21 protein-coding genes are annotated in these 19,512 nt (G+C 57.4%); 13 read left to right on the top strand and 8 right to left on the bottom strand.

All coding sequences use genetic code 11. The features are described 5' to 3' along the window. Positions 1–1,068 (bottom strand): PAS domain-containing protein, encoded by a 1,068-nt coding sequence (locus E3U23_RS13940; protein WP_279351906.1) that lies wholly within the window; start codon positions 1,066–1,068, stop codon positions 1–3. Between the two features lie 27 nt (positions 1,069–1,095). After that, on the bottom strand, positions 1,096–1,488 hold the full coding sequence (locus tag E3U23_RS13945; RefSeq protein WP_279351907.1) for a thermonuclease family protein: 393 nt from the start codon (positions 1,486–1,488) through the stop codon (positions 1,096–1,098). Positions 1,489–1,572: 84 nt separating this feature from the next. On the opposite strand from E3U23_RS13945, the gene E3U23_RS13950 reads away from it, so the two are divergent. Further along, complete coding sequence (locus E3U23_RS13950) at positions 1,573–1,842, top strand: HU family DNA-binding protein (protein WP_279351908.1); 270 nt, start codon at positions 1,573–1,575, stop codon at positions 1,840–1,842. An 81-nt stretch (positions 1,843–1,923) separates the two neighbouring features. Beyond that, positions 1,924–2,208 (top strand): WGR domain-containing protein, encoded by a 285-nt coding sequence (locus E3U23_RS13955; RefSeq protein WP_279351909.1) that lies wholly within the window; start codon positions 1,924–1,926, stop codon positions 2,206–2,208. A gap of 361 nt (positions 2,209–2,569) precedes the next feature. Here the strand turns inward: E3U23_RS13955 and E3U23_RS13960 are convergent, their stop codons facing one another. Beyond that, complete coding sequence (locus E3U23_RS13960; RefSeq protein WP_279351910.1) at positions 2,570–3,295, bottom strand: Crp/Fnr family transcriptional regulator; 726 nt, start codon at positions 3,293–3,295, stop codon at positions 2,570–2,572. A gap of 302 nt (positions 3,296–3,597) precedes the next feature. Between E3U23_RS13960 and E3U23_RS13965 the strand changes: the two genes are divergently transcribed. The 9 genes from E3U23_RS13965 (at position 3,598) to E3U23_RS14005 (ending at position 12,904) form a co-directional block, all read left to right on the top strand. Continuing rightward, positions 3,598–4,782, top strand: a complete 1,185-nt coding sequence (locus E3U23_RS13965; RefSeq protein WP_279351911.1) for a TetR/AcrR family transcriptional regulator — start codon at positions 3,598–3,600, stop codon at positions 4,780–4,782. A gap of 173 nt (positions 4,783–4,955) precedes the next feature. Further along, a complete protein-coding gene (locus tag E3U23_RS13970) occupies positions 4,956–7,973 on the top strand; it encodes a TonB-dependent receptor plug domain-containing protein (RefSeq protein ID WP_279351912.1) in 3,018 nt (1,005 codons plus the stop codon). A gap of 122 nt (positions 7,974–8,095) precedes the next feature. After that, positions 8,096–9,706, top strand: a complete 1,611-nt coding sequence (locus E3U23_RS13975; protein ID WP_279351914.1) for a carboxylesterase/lipase family protein — start codon at positions 8,096–8,098, stop codon at positions 9,704–9,706. Between the two features lie 359 nt (positions 9,707–10,065). Beyond that, positions 10,066–10,251 (top strand): hypothetical protein, encoded by a 186-nt coding sequence (locus tag E3U23_RS13980; RefSeq protein WP_279351915.1) that lies wholly within the window; start codon positions 10,066–10,068, stop codon positions 10,249–10,251. Further along, positions 10,202–10,762: a response regulator transcription factor gene (locus E3U23_RS13985; protein WP_279351916.1), complete on the top strand. Its 561-nt coding sequence runs from the start codon at positions 10,202–10,204 to the stop codon at positions 10,760–10,762. The genes E3U23_RS13980 and E3U23_RS13985 overlap by 50 nt, the downstream gene beginning before the upstream one ends. 60 nt (positions 10,763–10,822) lie before the next feature. After that, positions 10,823–11,158 (top strand): hypothetical protein, encoded by a 336-nt coding sequence (locus tag E3U23_RS13990; protein WP_279351917.1) that lies wholly within the window; start codon positions 10,823–10,825, stop codon positions 11,156–11,158. Positions 11,159–11,194: 36 nt separating this feature from the next. Next, on the top strand, positions 11,195–11,704 hold the full coding sequence (locus E3U23_RS13995; protein ID WP_279351918.1) for a hypothetical protein: 510 nt from the start codon (positions 11,195–11,197) through the stop codon (positions 11,702–11,704). A gap of 95 nt (positions 11,705–11,799) precedes the next feature. Further along, a complete protein-coding gene (locus E3U23_RS14000) occupies positions 11,800–12,243 on the top strand; it encodes a JAB domain-containing protein (protein ID WP_279351919.1) in 444 nt (147 codons plus the stop codon). Positions 12,244–12,262: 19 nt separating this feature from the next. Then, a complete protein-coding gene (locus tag E3U23_RS14005; RefSeq protein ID WP_279351920.1) occupies positions 12,263–12,904 on the top strand; it encodes a response regulator transcription factor in 642 nt (213 codons plus the stop codon). 400 nt (positions 12,905–13,304) lie between these two features. On the opposite strand, the gene E3U23_RS14010 is transcribed toward E3U23_RS14005, so the two are convergent. The 3 genes from E3U23_RS14010 to E3U23_RS14020 all read right to left on the bottom strand — a co-directional run bounded on the left by E3U23_RS14010 (position 13,305) and on the right by E3U23_RS14020 (position 15,004). Beyond that, on the bottom strand, positions 13,305–13,721 hold the full coding sequence (locus E3U23_RS14010) for a VOC family protein (RefSeq protein WP_279351921.1): 417 nt from the start codon (positions 13,719–13,721) through the stop codon (positions 13,305–13,307). 46 nt (positions 13,722–13,767) lie between these two features. After that, positions 13,768–14,256 (bottom strand): MarR family winged helix-turn-helix transcriptional regulator, encoded by a 489-nt coding sequence (locus E3U23_RS14015; protein ID WP_279351922.1) that lies wholly within the window; start codon positions 14,254–14,256, stop codon positions 13,768–13,770. Positions 14,257–14,509: 253 nt separating this feature from the next. Next, complete coding sequence (locus E3U23_RS14020; RefSeq protein ID WP_279351923.1) at positions 14,510–15,004, bottom strand: MarR family winged helix-turn-helix transcriptional regulator; 495 nt, start codon at positions 15,002–15,004, stop codon at positions 14,510–14,512. Positions 15,005–15,098: 94 nt separating this feature from the next. On the opposite strand from E3U23_RS14020, the gene E3U23_RS14025 reads away from it, so the two are divergent. Beyond that, positions 15,099–15,833: an SDR family NAD(P)-dependent oxidoreductase gene (locus tag E3U23_RS14025; protein ID WP_279351928.1), complete on the top strand. Its 735-nt coding sequence runs from the start codon at positions 15,099–15,101 to the stop codon at positions 15,831–15,833. A 22-nt stretch (positions 15,834–15,855) separates the two neighbouring features. Next, on the top strand, positions 15,856–16,767 hold the full coding sequence (locus E3U23_RS14030; protein ID WP_279351929.1) for a 4Fe-4S domain-containing protein: 912 nt from the start codon (positions 15,856–15,858) through the stop codon (positions 16,765–16,767). A gap of 479 nt (positions 16,768–17,246) precedes the next feature. Here the strand turns inward: E3U23_RS14030 and E3U23_RS14035 are convergent, their stop codons facing one another. Together E3U23_RS14035 and sucD are read right to left on the bottom strand one after the other, a co-directional pair. Further along, positions 17,247–18,476, bottom strand: coding sequence for an NAD(P)/FAD-dependent oxidoreductase (locus E3U23_RS14035; RefSeq protein WP_279351924.1), 1,230 nt, complete (start codon positions 18,474–18,476; stop codon positions 17,247–17,249). 45 nt (positions 18,477–18,521) lie between these two features. Continuing rightward, entirely contained in the window at positions 18,522–19,412 is an 891-nt protein-coding gene (sucD, locus tag E3U23_RS14040; protein ID WP_279351925.1) for a succinate--CoA ligase subunit alpha, read from the bottom strand. Positions 19,413–19,512 lie beyond the last annotated feature (100 nt).

The following is a 19,512-nucleotide window of genomic DNA, read 5'->3' on the forward strand; positions in this document are numbered from 1 at the left end:
TCAAACTTCCAGCGGGAAATGAATTTCGGCGCGAAGTCCGTCGGCTTCCCAGTAGCGATCGAGCGCACCGCGAGAGTTGGAAAGCAACGCATTGGCAATCTGGAATCCGGTGCCACCCGAAGATGGCGGACTATCGATAGGTGGTCCACAGGTCTCCTTCCACGCGATCAAAAGGCTGCCCCGCCCGAAGCGGTCGCGCTTATGCCGCCAGGATACATCGATGTGACCATCGTCGGTCGTCAGTGCGCCGTATTTCGACGCATTGGTAGCAAGCTCATGGAGCGTCAGGCCGATCGCTGAGATCGCATTGGGTTCGGTGCGGACGCTTCCTCCCGTAAATGTAAAACGACCATCCTCGGGGTCGTAGGGACGTAAAACTGCGCGAACCGCCTGTCCTACATCGGTAGTTCCAAGAAATGCCTCGTCGAGCGTGGGTTCGTAGGATCGGCCCAGCGCCTGAATTCGCTCGTTGATACGGGTGGAAACCTCGCGCGCGCCCATCGATCGGCCGGTAATGTTCACAATGCCGCCGATGACAGCGAAAACGTTCTTCAGCCGGTGCGAGACCCCTCGTGCCATCGCTTTGGCGTGGCGTTCCTCAGCGCGTGCCGCATGGACGTCCGAGACGTCCCACTGGCTACCAAAAAAATATTTGAGCTTATTCTTTTCATCGTAAATCGGCCCGAGGTGCAGCGCGTTCCAGAACTTGGTGCCGTCCTTACGGTAATTGAGCAGTTCGACCACCGCGACCTTCTCCTCGCGCAATGCCTCGCGGATACGCCCGACCTCGTCCTGATCGGTTTCGCTGCCTTGGAGGAAGCGGCAGTTGCGACCGATAATCTCGTTGCGACCGTAGCCGGTCAGGCGCTCGAACGCTTCGTTACAGAAAACGATTGGGTCGTCCTCGTGCAGCGGATCGGTCAAACAAACCGCCATGCGGGTCTGCGCCATGGCTTGTTCGAACAGCAGACCCGAGGCACCGGGAAAATCGCCGGTCTCACCCGGGCCGAAGCCTTTGTTGCTGGACAGTGCCTGGTTCGAAGGCACGGGCTTGTCCCGATCGTTCATCCGTCATCCAATCGAGGGTTATATTCGTCATTTCCAGCGAAGAACCGTTCCGGTACGCAGCATTGCCGCGGAAAGATCGCGACCATCTGCGAGTCTGCATGTCGCTACAACCCTTCCATAGCTACGACCAACCTGCCCGCAGCGCATTGGCTTGGTAGATACAACGATATGTCCGCTCTTCCATTGGCCTTTGGCACCGCCCAGCAGGCGAACCAGCGCATTACGTGCTTCGATGCCCGGGGCATCGGGGCATGGATGATGCGGTCTGCAGGTTCCGTCGATCTCGCGCACTGCGATACCGGCCAAGCGGATCTTTGGGCCTTCCTCGCACCGGATGGGCCCATCATCATCCCACACTGCTATCGGCGTACAGATTAGCATGGCGGTTGCAGCCAGTCCCATCGTGAATTCCTTCGACATTCCCCGCAGAGCTAAGGCAGCCCGGGCGTTTGCGATTTGTACGGTGCGGGCTATGTCCCTGCCAGTCAACGAGGAGATTACAGTATGAATATGGGCGACCTGATTAAGACCGTGGCGAGAGAAACCGATGTGTCGGAAGCCAAGGCGAAGGACATCGCAACCAGCCTCTTCAATGCGATTGGCGATGCCGCCGCCAGGGGCGAAGACGTCGCAATACCCCAATTCGGGAAGTTCACGGTGAAGGACCGCCCGGCGCGCGAAGGACGCAATCCCGCAACTGGCGAGAAGATGCAGATCAAGGCGTCGCGCGGCGTGTCGTTCAAAGCCGCGAAGGGCTTGAAGGACAAGATGTGATCGCTTGAATGAATCGCCGGCGAAGCTGTGATTCAGATTATGCGTTTTGCGTGATCGGCGAGGTCGGTCATTGCCGGCTCCATGCCGCTGACCGATCTCGCCGCACGCTCTTCCATTCACCTTTCCGCGATCGACCCCGCGCGTAACTGCGACCGGCGCTACCGGATCGAGCGCAGCCCGGACCTCTTCGGCGAACAGATCATCGAGCTGAGCTGGGGACGCGCCGGCTGCCGGGGACAAACCAAACGCTTATCCGCGCCCTCTCGGGAACGAGCTATCAGCTTGGTGCGCAGCGTATTGGCAAGACGCGACACGGCGCTGGTACGGATCGGCACAGCGTATCGGTCGGATCATAGCGAAACATAATTGACGCGATTATGGCATCGGAACCACAAAAGGGTTCAATGCCAAGCGTTTAATTGAACTGACAATTATTTTCGAAGCAATTCGACTGATTTGTTACCGGGCGCGCCGGTCGAACCGTTGCGCGGCCTGCACGAACAAAAATCTACGCTAGTGCTGCGACCGCGCTTCACCGAAATTGAAGCTTTTACGAACGAACCCAAAAAAAGGCGGCGACTAAAGCCGCCGCCAGGAATGGGAGTGTCGCGAACGATCTGGTTCGCAGAAGTATGATAGGCACAAGGCGAGCATTTTGCGAAGCAGGAAATCTGGAATATACCACCGCCAACTCGCCCTTTGATGTACCATCAAGGACGCAGAGCGTCTAAATATGCGAAGGATCGCTGGCATAAAGATACTGGCTATCGAACCCACTTAGTTTGCGTAAGCCCATTTCATCGCAAATTCGAAGATTGCCAGGTTTCGGCAATTGGAGGAACCCCCTCATGTATAGCGATCGGAAGCATCGATTGGCGTGAATAAGACTCATACCGCAGGCCTGCGCAAAATCCTGCTGGGTTAGCTGAAACGGAAATCGTCGACCGTCGTACAGACCGACAAGCCTTGCTCTTTCTATAATTTCCGAAATGAAATGGGCGATACGCATATCGCCCTTGAGATGGCCCAGTCGAAAGATCCATTCTCGATGTATTGCTGCATCCAAGAGGGCGGAGAGCCACATAACATGTCCGAGACGTGGAATGCGCTTTATAATGTCAGCGATACTTTTATGGCAAAATCGCGCTAGTCTTGCTTGCTGCAACGAGCCTACGGAATGATCGTGTCGCTTCATGGCGAAGCCATGGAGATCAACGAAATCTCCAGGAATGTTGATACCGACAAGATGAAGGTTTCCGTCATCCGTATGGACATGGCGTCCGACAATACCGCCTAGAACGTAATAGGAATGGTCAAGACGTTGACCCCGCTCGAAGAGAATTGAACGTGGCGGAAGTTCGATTGTATCGAGTACCGCCATTTCGAAGATGTCCCGCTCGATCGCGGACATGCTGTGCAGCAGTCGCCCTCGTGGAAACAGTTCGGTACGCAATAATCATCCTCGCCGACCATTTTTGTCTGGCGCATTCGCGGAGTATCGGCGAACCGACCGAGGCTTGAATGTCAGATTCACCAGCAACCTGTGCCAGCTGCGGCTCGGCTTATATATGCAAGAAATCGTCTTGTCAGCAGATACCTGCGGACAAAAGGATGTTCGCTTACCGCAGATACTATTATTCGGCACCTTCCATTTCCTTAAAGACGCGGGATACCTCTGGGACATCCGCGCCGTAATTTTGAACGGCATCGAATAGAGTTACACAAGGCAGCAAATATCCAGGATGAAGCAGTAGAATGAGAAAAGCGCAAATTCTCGAAATCGGCAACCGAGCTCTTGCGGCAGGAGGCATTGCCGATCTCGATCTTGCCGAAATAGCGAACGAGGTGGGTATCAAGCCGTCGAGCCTGCGCTACTATTTCAAGAACCGCGAAGATCTTGCCGAAGCCATCTTTCATAAACGGATCGAAGACGTCGGGGCTTCGCTTATGGCGGCCGGTCAAAACGACACTCTGACCGGAATGATCGGAACTTTTTTCCAGATCGAACTCGATAATTATGCTGGCTATCTCAAGGGAAAAATCGATCGCAGGGCTCAGATCGGGGAAACCCGAACACTCGATCGCTCGCGTCGCTCACGCGTTGCCGCGCGCTTCATGACCTTGCTGGAGCGTACCCGAAAAATGCTGGAAGCGAGGGGGGTTCAGCCGCGTAAGGATTCACCCCTCCTCCCCGCCCAGATGCTGCTGGAACTGTGTTTCTGGTTGCCGGCATGGATCGAGCATTTTCGCGAATGGGAGTTCGGTTCTGTCCGGGACGACCTCGCGTCGCTATTCTGCCACGGCATTGCGAAAAAGGAACCCGCTTTTGATCTCTCCTTGCATCGCAATAGCAGAATCACAGAGATGTTGGATACTGCTTCCCCCCAAGACAACTTTCTCAAAGCGGCCACCATTCTCGTCAATCAACGCGGGTATCGAGGCACGTCTATCGATGCGATCAGTGCCTCGTTGGGGGTAACCAAAGGCAGCTTCTATCATCATCATACGGAAAAACAGCGCCTCGTAGAGCAATGTTTCCATTCGAGCTACGACAGGATTTCCGCGTTTCAGCGGGATGCCAGCACCCTGGATTCGGATCCGCTGGCGGCAATCGCAACCGTGCTATCGGCGATCGTAAACGCGCAGATTTCCGACGATGCACCGCTGGTGCGCTACTCCGCGCTTCCCGGTCTGCCAAACACCATTCGCCGTTCGACGATCGCCGGAGCGAATGCGCTGGACCGCTGGTTTGTCGGACAATTAACCCGCGCGCATAAATCCGAGCACGTGATGGTGGACGTCGATCCCTATATCGCAACCCAATTCATGTCGGTGTTTGCCAATGCCGCATACGATACCGTGAAGCTCTATCGGAGCGAACCGAATGAACTCCTCGCCGGTACGATCCTCGACGCAATCTTTTTCGGTTTCCAAACCTGAGTATGGCTCAATAATTTCATCGGGCTACCAATAGGGACTTGTTTTCTTGCTGTAGTAATTCCAGTATGCCCTCGTCCGAGGGAGAGGATAAAAGAAACAGGAGGGGTATCGAGGCATAAAGCCCGCTGCCCTGACCCCTTTCCAAAGCGGATAGCGTATGGAGAGGAGAGGTCATGAAATCCCATTTCTTAAGTACGGTATGCGGCGGTGCGTTCGCGATGCTATTGTTCGCTCATCCGGTTACCGCAATTGCACAAGAGACGGTTGCCGGCGGTCCGCAGGACGACAACCAGGAGACGAACGCCGACACCATCGTGGTCACCGGTACATTGATCCGCGGGACCCCCGAAGACAGCGCCTTGCCGGTCGACGTCTTCACCAATGAAGAGCTCGCTGCGGAAGGCCAGACCTCGCCGCTCGATTTCATCAAGGACATTCCCGCCGTTGGCGGTGTGGTCGGCGATTCCAACCAGTTCCAGGTTCAGGGTCTGGGCGCAGTCGGCACCATCAATTTGCGCGGTCTCGGTCCGCAACGCACTCTGGTTCTACTCAACGGGCGCCGCACGATCGTATCGCCGGGGGACGGCCTCGTAGATACGAACCTGCTGCCGCTCTTCGCCATAGGACGGACGGAACTTCTCAAGGATGGCGCGGCGGTGACGTACGGGTCGGACGCCGTAGCCGGCGTGGCCAATTTCATTACACGAACTGGTTTTGAAGGCATCGAGGTGCAGGGCGACTACCGCTTCATCGATGACAGCGACGGCGACTGGACCGCCAGCATTCTCGGCGGTATCAATCTTGGCTCGGACGCAAACCTCATTGCCGGTTTCGGTTATCGCCACCGCTCACCCTTGGCGGCATTCGATCGCGATTTCGCGAACCTTCCGCCCGATATAAACCCTTCAGGCTATTCGGGCGTAGTCAATCCTGCCAGCTATATTCCGGCGTTGCGCATCAACGGCCCCATCCGCGATGGCACCCCCATGGGGCGCGTCGCACCATTCGGCACACCGGGTGCTACGACCCTGCTTTTGGGGGCGGGCGTCCAGGATGTCGGCTGTACCGATCTTGGCGGGGCGATCCAACCGGCCAATGGTCGCTGCTTCTATCAGTATACGGATTTCAACAATCTGGTCGAGGAATCGAATTTCTATCAGGCGTACAGCGCGCTCGATGTCGATCTCGACAGCCGTACGCGCTTCAATGCCGACGTATTGTATGCCTATAGCGAGGCATTCACGAAACTGTCGCCTTCCTATCCAGCCACCCAGGCGCCGAACGGACCCGGTCTCACATTCCCGTTTTTCGTTCCGGCTTCCAATCCGGGGTACCAGACGTTTCTCGATCAGACAGGTGCCGTATTCAACCCGGCGGCAAATGGTGTTGTGACCACTCTGTACCGTCCCTTCGCGCTCGGGGGCTATCCGTTGAGCGACGAATTCCCATATGGGAACGACAGCTTTTCCGAAAACGAAAGCTACCGCATTTCGGCCGGGTTGGAACGCGACATCGGAGAGAGTTTCACCGCAAGCCTGTACGGAACCTATATCAATGCGAGTAGCAGGGCCGCCGTTCAGGACACGCTCGGCGTCCGCTTGCAGAATGCTCTCGACGGTCTCGGGGGGCCGGATTGCGATGTGGCGAATGGGGCGCCGGGGCAGGGCAACTGCTACTACTTCAATCCTTTCTCGAATGCGATTGCGGGCAATCCCGTCACTGGCGATCTTAATCCGAACTATGTCGGACCGGATGGAAGCGATCCCCGGACCAACAACAACCGTGCGGATGTCATCGATTTCTTCACCGAGCCGGCCGCGGCGAACCGTCAGAAGGAAGAACAGTACGTCGTCGACTTTCTAATGAGTGGGACATTGGGCGGGGTCGATCTCGGTGCGGGGCCGATCGGGCTTGGCATCGGTGCACAGTACCGCAAATCCGAATTTCGCCTTCGCCCGACCAACTTCAGTAGTTCGGCGGAATTTCCCTGTCAGCAGCTCGGCGATACCGAGTGTCAATTCCCGCTCGGGCCTTTCATCTTCCAGGGCCCGCTCAACCCATCCCGAACCCAGCAGGACGTCTACGCAGTGTTCGGCGAAGTGCAGGTGCCGATTTTCGACGCACTCGAAATCAACCTGGCACTGCGTTACGAGGACTATGGCGATCCGATCGGTTCGACGCTCGATCCGAAAGGCTCGTTCCGTTTCGAAGCTACCGATTGGCTTGTCCTACGCGGTTCGGTCGGTACGACCTTCCGTGCTCCTCTGGCTGGACAAGTGCTTCCCGGCGTTCAATTCACGAACCTGACCGGGATCAATGCGGCCGGCGGTTTCTTCTTCCCGGTGGACCGGATCGGCAACCCCGACCTTGGACCGGAGGATGCCTTCACGTACAATCTCGGTTTCGTAGTCAATACAGGGCCGATCAACTTCCAGGTCGACTATTTCAGTTATGACTTCGACGGTCCGCTCGTTAGTACGCCGGAAAACCCGATCGTCAGCGCGGTGTTCAGCGGGCCGGGTGGAACCGTGGACTGCACGAGCCCGCTGGTCCCCCTGATCGGGTTCAATGGGGGGGCCTGTACGCCTGGAACGACCGCGGCGAATGGCCTCGCTCGGGTATCGACCCAATTCGTCAATGGACCGACGGTCAAGACCGACGGCTTCGATGTCGAAGCCGACTATACCTTCGATGCAGGTAACCTGGCGCTAACGGTCGGAACCGCCTTCACCTACATCCTCAATCTCGATGTGGACGATTTCGTGGTGAACGGGGTGACGGTGGTCGATGCCTACGATGCGACCGGCTTTCTGAACGCCGACCGCTCGCAAAACTCGACGCCGGAGTTGAAGTTGAATGCCTTCCTCAACGCCAATATCGGCGGGTTGAACGCGCGCTACGTCTTCCGGTATGCCAGCGGTCTGACCGACGAGCGGTACGAAAATCCGGCATTCGCGGCCACGCCGTTCGGCCAATCGTTCTACGGCGAAGAGATCGACGAATTTACCCAGCACGACCTGACACTATTGTACGACTTGCCGTTCGATAATCTCGACGTGCAGCTTCAGGGTTCGGTCGAGAATATCTTCGATCAGGATCCCCCCGGGACGCGTCAGGTCCTGGGGTACGACCCGTTCGTCGGTAACCCCCTGGGCCGTGTCTTCCGTGTCGGCATAAAGGCAGATTTCTGATTTCTCGATTGAATACGCAGAGCCGGAGGGATCTCCGGCTCTGCTCTTTACGCGTGCTCGGAACAACTACCGTCATGCGAACTGATGTGTCCGAGTGTTTCCGCCTGTAAAAGGATCGCGCCATGTTTCGACTTAACCTCTCGTCGATCAGCCTGCTGGCAGTTCTTTCAATCGCCGTTCCGGCTAACGCGCAGGACGCAGTACCACAGGTAACACCGACCGTCGCCACGCAGCAGGGCGAAGTACAGGGGCTGAAGGACGACGGGATCGATGCGTATCTCGGAATCCCCTACGCTGCTCCGCCAATCGGACAGCTCCGTTTCATGCCGCCCGCCGAACCCGAAGCATGGTCCGGCATTTATGATGCAACCAGCCACGGTGCACCATGCATGCAGAATTATACGCCGAGCGGCCCGGTGACGACGGAACAGACTCGCCGCATCCAAGGCATTTTTCCGACCTATGGCGAACAGAAAATCGACAATGAAGATTGTCTGTTCCTCAATGTCTGGACGCCGGCTGCGGATGGCGGGACAAGACCCGTCATGGTCTGGTTCCACGGCGGCGGTTATGCTTATGGCTCGGGCAACTGGCCCGCCTATGACGGTCGCAATCTCGCCGCGAAGGGTGATGTGGTTGTCGTCACTGTAAACCATCGCCTCAATGCGTTCGGTTACATGAACCTCGCAGAGGCTTTCGGCGAAACGTACGCTGCATCGGGAAATGTTGGCAATCTTGACCTCGTGCGCTCGCTTGAATGGGTGCGCGACAATATCGCTGCATTCGGAGGCGATCCCGAAAATGTCACGATCATGGGGGAATCGGGAGGCGGATCGAAGGTCAGCCACCTCATGGCGATGCCCAGTGCCGCCGGCCTGTTCGACAAGGCGATCGTGCAATCCGGTCCCGCGGTCACGAGCGGCGATCCGGTGGAAGCGGCCGGATACGCCGGGAAGGTTCTCGCCGAAGCGGGCGTCGACACGCCGGAGAAACTTGCTGCCCTATCGAGCGACGAGCTCCTTTCCGCAGTTCGCCGCGCGACCCCTTCAGAGAGCGGGTTCGGCCGTGGTCCCAGTTTCGGACCGATCGCGGATGGTACCATCCTGCCACGCGACCCATTCCTTCCAAGCGCGCCCGAACAGTCTTCGAACATCCCGCTTCTGATCGGGTACAACAAGGACGAGATGACGCTGTTTCTTGCCGCTCAACCCTGGTTCGGCCGAATAGACGATACGGCGCTCGACGCGATGGCGGCAAGCATGGGTGCAGATGCGCAAGCGGCGATTGCCGCTTACCGCGAAATGCGCCCCGACTATTCGGCAACGCATATCGCAAGTAACGCGCTCGGCGCGCGGTTCGTGCAAGGCACTTATGCGCTCGCCGATCAGCAGGCGCGCACGGCGAATGCTCCCGTTTTCGTCTATCGACTGGACTGGGAAACGCCGGTCGCGAATGGAATGCTCAAATCGCCGCATACGCTCGACATTCCTTTGATGTTCAACAACGCGGAAGAAAGTGTTGCTCTCTTAGGAAACGGCGAAGCGCCGGCACGGATGGCCGCAATGATGAGCGAAGCCTGGATTGCGTTCGCACACGAGGGTGTCCCGAAGAGCGCCTTACTTCCCGAATGGCAGCCTTATACGACTGATGAGCGCGCTGTCATGTTGTTGAACCTCGAACCAGAAATTGCGATGGACCCGGAGCGCACGGTCCGAACATTGAAATCGCGATAAGTTCGATTTCCAAAGCTTCTTCTATACCACGCGCACCGCTGACGTAAGAATTCGCCTATTTCTGTGGCAGGAAACAAGCGGGCGTTAAATAGGAATGTGTTCCGGATAAAATTGCAGCGAAAGGGGACCCTCAAGGCGTAGCGTATATAAGCCACCTACCTCACGTTAAATTTTAACGAAAGTTCGCCATCCCCGAACACCAAGTTGTTATGGCGTCACTTCGCCTTTTCTCACAGTCGCCAAATTCTTGATAGCTAAATTGAGACCGATGGCGGGTGTCTGGTAACTTAAGCTTATGCTAACCATCAAATTGGTATATGAGTTCTTACACGTAGGGGGTTAATCGTCAGGGAGGAACCATGGAGCCGCGAAGCGTGCATGACGACGAAGAAGCGTGCGTCCGCGCCGCTGTTGTTTTCCTTGGACACGAGATTGTCGACCTGATCGAGCGTGCCGAAGCTCTCGACCTTGACGCGGTCGCCGCGCTTCTCAATCGTGCGGCAAACCTTTGCTCACCCGAGGTGCCTGATCCCGACGCAACCTGAAACCGAATACGCCGACAAAATTGCGGCTACCGCGCTGACCAAGCGGCAGCGCGAAGTGCTTGAGCTATCGGCCCGCCGCAGGTCCGCGAAGCTCATCGCGGATGAGCTCGGTATATCGGAAGGTCGTGTCAATCAGCATATCGCCAACATCAAACAGCGCCTCGGCGTAAACGATCTCGCCGGCTTGCATGATTGGCACGAAAGGCTCGTCGAGACCTGTAGAAAACCTGCAGGGCAGAAACTTGAAGTCCCGAATACACCCGATGTCGGCAAGGAAAGCGGCGGGGCTTTTCCCGATCAGGTTTCGGTTTCCGACGCCATGCCAATGCGGCATTCGGCGCCATGGGAAAGCGATACCTTTCGAGTTGGCCCTGGAGCACTCGACGATCGGGATGAAACCCTGCGGCGGTGGTTGCTGATGTTCAAAGTCGCGATGGCAATTCCTGCTTTGATCGCCGTCTTGATCATTGCGCGTTGGGCTATCACCGCCATAGCTACACCCCCGTCCTGATCGGCTCCCCGTGCAATGCCAGCCCCTTCGAAAAGGGCTGGTACGAAGGGACGTCTTATCATGCTTACACTGCCAATCCTTGGCCAGCGCATCCAGCGCGAGGTTCAAGAAGCCGAAACCGCTCTCAACGATGCGATCGCAAAAGTCGCCGCCCTAACCGCCAGTTGCGCGCAGGCCCGCTCTTTTCCGGAAATCGGCGCTACGACGGGCCAAGCGACGATGCGCCGGCTCGTAGAGGCGTCTCAGCTCGTTACTCAAGCCAGCGGTCAGATCGCGCGGGTTCACGGCGAACTTCGCTCACTTAATGACGACCGTATCGTAATGGTGCCGGACTTCAATGGCGACTGCCCGCCCGCGACCGCGACCGCCACCGTCTCAGCCGTTCAAGCAGCCTGATTGACCGCGCCGCCATGATGCCTCAATCTTCGCACGATGTTTCTATGGCAGAACCGAGGCACGATACAGGTGCTGGCGGTCATTGTGTTGACGATCGTCTCATGGCGGCGCGGGGCAGCGCCGGAGCGCGCGACTGCCCTCGTGCTGCTTGGCATGACGATAATTACGTGGATCTATCGCCTGTTGCAGTTCTCCAGCCTGCCGGACACGTTCATGGGCGGATTCTTCGAGACCAATGCTGTGTATGTGGCGATCGACAGCGTAGCTCTAACATCACTGATCTTCATCGCCATACAGGCGAACCGCGGCTACCCGATCTGGATAGCTGGGTTTCAGATCACTGCCACGATGATGCATTTTGTGAACGAGATAGCCAAGGCACAGGCGCCCTTTGCTTATGCGCTACTCAACGTTCTTCCATTTTATTTCATGATGGGGTCGCAGGCTTGGGGGCTGATCGCCCACATGCGACGAGTGAAACGCTTGGGATCATACCCGAGCTGGCGAAAGTCCTTCGACCCTTCGCGGGAAATGCGGCCGAAGTAGCGGCCAAGCGGCTGATAGAACAATTTGGTTCGCCTGCGCGCCTATTGAGTGCATCACCGCAAGCAATTCGGGATGCTCTGAAGGAAAGCCCCGCGGTGGGTGATTACCTTATCGCCGCCCGGGAGTTTTCAGATTTCGCTTCGCGAGCAACGCTTGTCGGAGAGCCAATCGTTATCCGATCAAACCAGTTCCGCCGCTACCTTGCTTCGACAATTGGTTCGCGCCCAACCGAAACGGTGTTGGCTATATTTCTGGACGAGGCCAACGGCTTCCTCGCGACCGAAATTCTGGCGATGGGATCGGAGAGCGCGGCCGAATTCCCGGTTCGGCTGCTTATTGCACGAGCTCTTGAGGTGGGAGCGCGAGGAATGGTGCTGGCTCACAACCATCCTTCGGGTTCCGCCATGCCGAGCGAGCAGGATCACGTGGCGACCGAGCATATTCGTGGTGTGACGGCTTCTCTTGGAATCAATCTGCTCGATCACGTAATCGTCGCGCGCGGACAAATATTCAGCATGGCAAAGGGCGCTTCGCTGTGATGGATTTAAATGAGTGTCGATGGGTTTGGCGGGTTTGGGATTTTTTGTGATGGAGACGAAGGAGACTGTGCATGTGGTCGCGGAAACCAGCGATACACGAGCTGAGCTTGCTCGTACGGTATTTTCCCTTGGCCATCATGCTGAAGTTTATAGCTCCTATGATGAAATACTCCACCTCGGCCCAAGCCATGGCATAATACTTGCCGAGGATATTATCGATCAGAACGGCGCCGCGGCGTTGCTTAGCGGTATGGCGATCAATGGTATCTGGTGCCCGGTCATTGCGGCTGCATCGGACGTGAAAGTTACACGTATCGTTGAGGCCCTGCGAGCCGGGGTTGTCGATTATCTCGCTCCGACGATTGGAACTGAAGCCCTGAAGGTCGCATTGGAGCGTGCGGCGTCCCATGGCGAGCGGTCGAATGCCACCCGGCGCGACTCAGTGAAGGCGCACGCTGCTCTGCGTAGACTGACGACACGAGAACTCGAAGTCGTCGATCTGTTGGTTGACGGTTCACGTAATAAGGAAATTGCTCGTACGCTTGGGATCAGTCCTCGCACGGTTGAGACTTATCGAGCTAATGTGATGGTAAAGCTTGAAGCGAAAACTTTCGCCGACGTCATCCGCTATCGATTGGCTGCGAGAGCTGACGAAGCATAATGCCACTCTTCATAAGGAGTAGGTATCGTGTCTTATTGTCCGAGTTAAGACAGACTTCTTTTGTGGGAAAAAAGGCTGAAGCGGTGGTCTGATTTCCACTCCAATTTGAGGCGTTCGACAGGGAGTACGAACCGCCAAAAAGTGAGCTGCCGGCTTTGCCGCGATTGGACCCGGAACCGGACAGTCAGCTACCGGCCCATAGCGGGCATTTGAACCGCAAGTTTCGAGCGACGACTTCTGAGCCGATTGCTGCCTGTCCGGTTCTAGCTAGCAAGAATGGAAGAGCAGACCTTCTGGAAAAAGATCAAGGCTCGGCAAATTCTGCGTAAAGCCTCAATACCAAGCTTCGTCGTGTCCTTCCATCTCTCCAATTTCAGCAACTGGAAAATCGCAACCCGTTCTAGCTTGCAGGTTGATATAGTTCGATCAACATACCTTCATTGTCCCTGATGAAAGTCCAGCGATCGCCGCTGCCGTCGGGCACATCATTTACGGTGTAGGCCAGTTCAACCCCGTCAGCCTGTAGCTCGGCGACGGTCTTATCCAGATCATCGACTACGATGGCGAAATGGTTGATGCCTCCGATCGACAGATTGCTTACGGCCTCCTTCCGTTCGGTGGCCATTGGCGACGCGCCCTCTATCTGGAACAATTCCAGGCGGAGACTGCCGCGTGCAATGAACGCTACCTTGGCGCCCGGAAATTCGAACCCGCTTTGATGCTCGAAGCCCAGATGCTTCGCATACCAGGCGATGCTCTCTTCCAGATCCTGCACGACGACGCCGATGTGGTCGAAGGTCTTGAGGCGGTTTGACATTATAATGCTCCTTTGCGGAAATATGGGGGTCCGAGCTTCGGGTCAGTCATTCCTCTGAAGCCTCAGGTGGTGAAAGGCGCTGCCGCAGTGTCTTCACGAGATCGGCCGCGGTCTCCACCGCGTCGGGCGACAGGCCGGATGCCAGCTGTTCGACCCATCGAAGCTGGCGTTCGCTCGCCCTTCGATACGTATCCGCGCCCTGATCGGTCATAACGACCAGCATTGCGCGCTGATGGTTCGGGTTGGTTTCGAGGCGAACGAAACCTGCTGCACGCAGATCGTCGACTACCCTCTGCACTGCTTGCCGGGTCAGTCCCATCGCACGTGCCAGATGCGCTACCGGTGCCGGCATGGGCGACCGCGCGATGGCCCCCAAGACCTGCCAGCGCGCGCTGGTAAGGCCCAAATCCTGAACAAGCGCGTCGCCGGTCGATAAAAGCTCTCCATTCAGGCGGAATATGTCCAGAACCAAGGCCGTCAGCGCATTGCCGAGCGCAGTGCGACCGCCGATCAATGTGTTTGCCGAAGTGTTCATGACAGTGATGTGCCCATTCGACCGCATATTGTCAAGATGGCAGTACATTGTCTATTAGAATGCGTGTCTGCCAGCTTCTGCTCCGCTTGAAGCGTGGCAATTGCGACCGTTGGACCCATTGCATCGTTTGAAATGCGCAGCGGCGCCGGGGGAAGGAATTGCTCGGCAGATGGGCCTGATCAGGACTGCTTTTCCAAGACGGGCAGACAATAACTCGGCGACTGGTCGAATACCGTCGCGCCCATCGTTTTCGCTATTCGGCTTGGCAGCTCGCGCGAGCGCTTGCGCTTCTGTTCAATTCAATCGCAGTCAGCTTCATCTCCTGTTCGACAACCTGCATGAACCCAAGCGCGATATCGAGTTCGGCGTCCGAGATGCCGCCGATGATGGCTTTCATGCGCGCAACGTGCTTGTCGTAGATTGCATCGACGAAGTCGGCCGAGCCATCCGTAAGTCGCAGGAGCCGAATTCGCTTATCCTTGGGAGATGGCTGTTTTGCGATAAGCTTGCGCTCGATCAGCTTGGCCACGACTGCACTGATCGAAGCCTGCGTGATGCCGATCTCACGCGCCAGATCGGAAGCGGTCAGCGGGCCCAGGTGGCGGATTAGCTGCAAGCATTCGAGCTGCGTGACGTTGAGGTCTAGCAGTCGCGCCGCGGCCTGCTGGAACACGACCGTCCGTGCGCCGAACTGCTGGGCGATGAGCGAATACCGCTCGAAACGGGCTTGGGTGACATTCTTCGGCACAAAACCGCCCCTAGTTAGTTAGGCAAACTAAGTATATCTTAGCGTGGCGTTCAGCGGATCGCCACCATAACGCGAACAAACAGGAGCTTGCGCTATCGCCTCTCGTACCAAGACCGCACTCGTCACCGGCGCCGCCACCGGCATCGGAGCCGCCCTCGCCAAAGCCCTCACAATTGATGGCCATCGGGTCTACGGCGCCGACCTGTCGTGGGACAGCGAGCCCGACACGGGCATCCAGCGCCTTCAATGCGATGTCGCCGATGCCGATAGCGTCGAACGGTGTGTGTCCCGCATCGAAGTGGAAACAGGCGGGGTCGATATCCTCGTCAACAATGCAGCGGTTGCTGGTTCGCTGGAACTGCAGCCCTTCGACACGATACCGCCGGAAGAATTCGCACGCGTGCTGCAGACCAACGTCCTCAGCCAGTTCCTGTGCTCTCGCGCGGTCATCGGCCATATGCGTCAGTCGGGCTGGGGGCGGATCATCAATCTAACTTCGGGCACGGCCTTCATCGGCGTGCCCAACATGCTGCACTACATTGCCAGCAAGGGCGCGATCGTTTCGCTCACCCGCTCGATGGCGATGGAAGTGGGTCAGGATGGCGTGACGGTCAATGCGCTCGCGCCCGGCCTTACTATCACCGAGGGGATCGAGAGTAATGAGGCGTTCTCGCAGCAAATGCGCGACGGCGTGGTCGCATCAAGGGCAATACGCCGGGAAGAACGACCCGACGACCTCACCGGAGCTTGCGTATTCCTCGCCAGCGACGCGGCGGAATTCGTCACCGGCCAGATCATGGTGATCGATGGCGGTGCGACGTTCCACTGAGAGAAGGCGGTAGATCGTGACGATGTCGAACAGCCCGATCCAGCGCGAGGGAAAGACCGCCGAGTGGTCCGTTGCGAAACGGTGCATCAATTGCATGGCATCGCGCTCGGTCGCCCCCGACCTGCTTATCGAAAGAAACGGTCAATCGGTCTTTGCCAAGCAGCCCGAAATCCCGGCGGAGTTGGAGGCGGCATGGAAAGCAGCGCAGCTGTGTCCGGTTGGCGCCGTCAGACCGCCCCCAGACACGCCCAAACCGGGAGCGCTATTTCCTGAAGAGATCGCGGGATATTTCCGCATGGGCCACAATACGAGGGGCTCCTATGGCGCCCATTCCTATTTCGGTCATGCGGGCGCGATCAATTTCCTCGTCGACGGACCGGGATGGTCGATCCAGCTCGCACAATGGATGAAGGACCGCGGCGGTCTCGATCATGTGCTCCTGACCCATCGCGACGATATCGGCGACAGCAAACGCTACGCCGAGCATTTCGACGCCGATGTGTGGATCCACGAGGCGGATGCCGATGCCGCACCCTTCGCTAACCGAATTATCCGCGACGATGATCTCGCCTCGCCCGATTCCGCAATAAGGATCATTCCGGTTCCGGGTCACACACGCGGGAGTGTCGTTTATCTGACTAACGGAAATACTCTTTTTACGGGCGATACCCTCGCTTGGGATCATCGCAAAGAGCAGCTGCGTGGATACAGGCGCTACTGTCGGTTCGACTGGAACCGACAGATTGCATCAATCACATCCCTGCGGGATCTGGGCTTCACACGAGTTTTCGCTGGCCACGGCGGTAGCATCGACTTGCCGGTCTCGGAAATGGTTCGGCATGTCGACAGGCTTCTCGACCGTGAAAGCGCTGCGTGGTGCATCGACCGGCGAGGCGCGGGCCACGAACATACGACAGCTGATGTTCGCAACTAAGATTGCAGCTACTACCGGCTTCTAGCTCGAGTATGAACGAACGGCAGCTTTGCGGGTAGAACGTAGGCTTCGGTAAGTTCCGAAACTGGGGCGCAAAACGGTCACCCCAGGATTGAAAAGGTAGTGCCTCCCCTGCCCCTCGTCGGTAACTTCTGTTCGAATCCTCAGGCAGGACCCGACCTCTAACGTGGAATTGGGACCTTTTAGAGGTATCTCGCCGTGAAGGGTTTGAACAAGACGCTGCCCTAGCACCAGAATCTTTTCCTCGGATGGAATTCGCGGGTGAAATATCGCCTGATTCCATCAAAGCCAGAAATACCCGCGCTCTCTTAACTTTCAGATGGATTGTCCCGTACTAAAGACGAGTTGAGATTGCGCCGTTACTCAGCAGCGGAGATCGCCTATTAATTGCACGATTTAACGGGGTCATCGCAGATCTCCTGCTGCTACACCTCGATGGGAAGGCAAACGCCAGAGAGCTAGAGCAACTCTTTCAATTGTCGCGAGGTATCGCCTAAGTCTTCCGGGCAGAGGACGGCGCGCGCTTCGACGAGCTTCCGGCCCTGCACATAGTCTTTCATGGCGTTAACGCAGTCGAGCGCGATCACACGGTCTGCTTTGAGGTAGATCACCGAAAAGCTGCGGTCGGCCATGCTGCCACGTAGAACCGTTTGATCGTAGCCAATCGAAAGGCCTGCGGTCTGTAATTTTAGATCGAACTGGTTAGACCAGAACCATGGGAGCGCGGAATACGTCTCGTCCTTGTCACAGATGTGCTTCGCGGCGGTTGCGGCCATATCATTGGCGTTCTGGACCGACTCCAGACGAATGATCGCGCCATCGGCGAATAAATTTTCGTGCTGTGCACAATCGCCGACGGCGTAGATGTCGGGTAGCGAAGTGCGGCAATATGAGTCTACCCGGACCCCATTCTCGCAAATTGCCCCGGCATCTGCGAGAGCGTCGATATCGGGCAAAATGCCGATGCCGACTATGACCAGGTCGCATGAGACAAGATCGCCGTCCACAAGGCGGATGCCCGATGCCCATCCATCGGCCCCCTCAAGCGCGTCGACTGCAGCAGACAGCCTTACATCAACGCCGTGCTTGCGGTGCTCCATTGTGTAGAATTGCGAGACCTGCTCTCCAGCAACGCGAGCCAGCACCCTGGGGAGAGCTTCGAGCAGTGTAACCTCGTGACCGAGCTTGCGCAGGACAGCGGCAGCTTCAAGGCCGATATAGCCACCGCCAATAACACCAACCTTCTTTTGCCCAACGTCCAAAGCGGCCATGATGCGATCAACGTCTGCTTTGGTTCTAACTGCATGGACTCCCCTAAGCTGAGAGCCTGGGCATCCAAGCTTACGGGGCGATCCGCCTCCCGCCCAGATCAGCTTGCAATACCCCACCGTCTCACCATCAGAAAGTAATACGGTCCTGGCTACCGGATCGATGCCTACGATTTCGCAGCCGAGCTCCAGCGCTATCTTCTTTTCGGCCCAAAACTTAGCTGGGCGGAGCTGGATACGCTCGAATTCCTTCTCGCGGGACATGTACTCTTTCGACAAAGGCGGTCGTTCGTAGGGCAGCACTTCTTCCCGTCCGAAGATGACAATAGTACCTTCGAAGCCATTCTGCCTAAGACTGATCGCCGCCTGCGCACCCGCATGACCCGCTCCCACTATCACGACGTCATACTGCTCGGACATCCAGTTTCTCCAATTCTCAACAGTGTACGGGACTTCGATCGTCGGTCAGGCCATTTCCTTCAGCATCGCGTCGAGCGTGGTGCCGAGCTCGCTCGGCGAAGGCGAGACACGAATGCCCGCATCTTCCATCGCCGCGATCTTGTCATCCGCGCCGCCCTGGCCGCCCGAAACGATAGCGCCGGCATGGCCCATGCGGCGGCCCGGAGGCGCCGTGCGGCCTGCAATAAAGCCGACCATCGGCTTGCGGCGACCCTTGGCAGCCTGTTCCTTGATGAAGGCGGCCGCTTCTTCTTCCGCGCTGCCACCGATTTCGCCGATCATGATGATCGACTTGGTCGCGTCGTCGTTCAGGAAGAGATCGAGCACGTCGATGAAATTCGTGCCGTTGACCGGGTCGCCGCCGATGCCGACCGCCGTGGTCTGACCGAGGCCGACCTGCGTGGTCTGGTGGACAGCTTCATAGGTCAGCGTACCGGAGCGAGAGACGACGCCGACGCTGCCCTTCTTGAAGATCGAACCGGGCATGATGCCGATCTTGCACTCGCCGGGTGTCAGCACGCCGGGGCAATTCGGACCGATGAGGCGCGACTTGGACCCTTCGAGCGCGGCTTTCACTCGCACCATGTCGAGCACCGGAATACCTTCGGTAATAGCGACGATGAGTTCCATCTCGGCATCGATCGCCTCGCAGATCGCGTCGGCGGCGAAGGGCGGCGGCACGTAGATGCACGAAGCGGTTGCACCGGTTTCGGCCTTGGCTTCTTTCACCGTATTGAAGTTCGGCAGACCGATATGCGTCGTGCCGCCTTTGCCCGGCGTCACCCCCGCAACCATCTGCGTCCCATAATCGAGCGCCTGCTGCGTGTGGAAAGTGCCGGTATCGCCGGTCATCCCTTGGGTGATGACCTTGGTGTTCTTGTTTACGAGGATGGACATGCTGGCTCCTTGACCCTATTGATCTCGGCCACGATCTTCTTCGCCGCGTCGCCCAGATCGTCGGCGCTAACGATGGGGAGGCCGGAATTCTCTAGGATGT

The sequence above is a fragment of the Erythrobacter litoralis genome (genome assembly GCF_029760855.1).
In the GTDB taxonomy this organism is placed as follows: domain Bacteria; phylum Pseudomonadota; class Alphaproteobacteria; order Sphingomonadales; family Sphingomonadaceae; genus Qipengyuania; species Qipengyuania litoralis_A.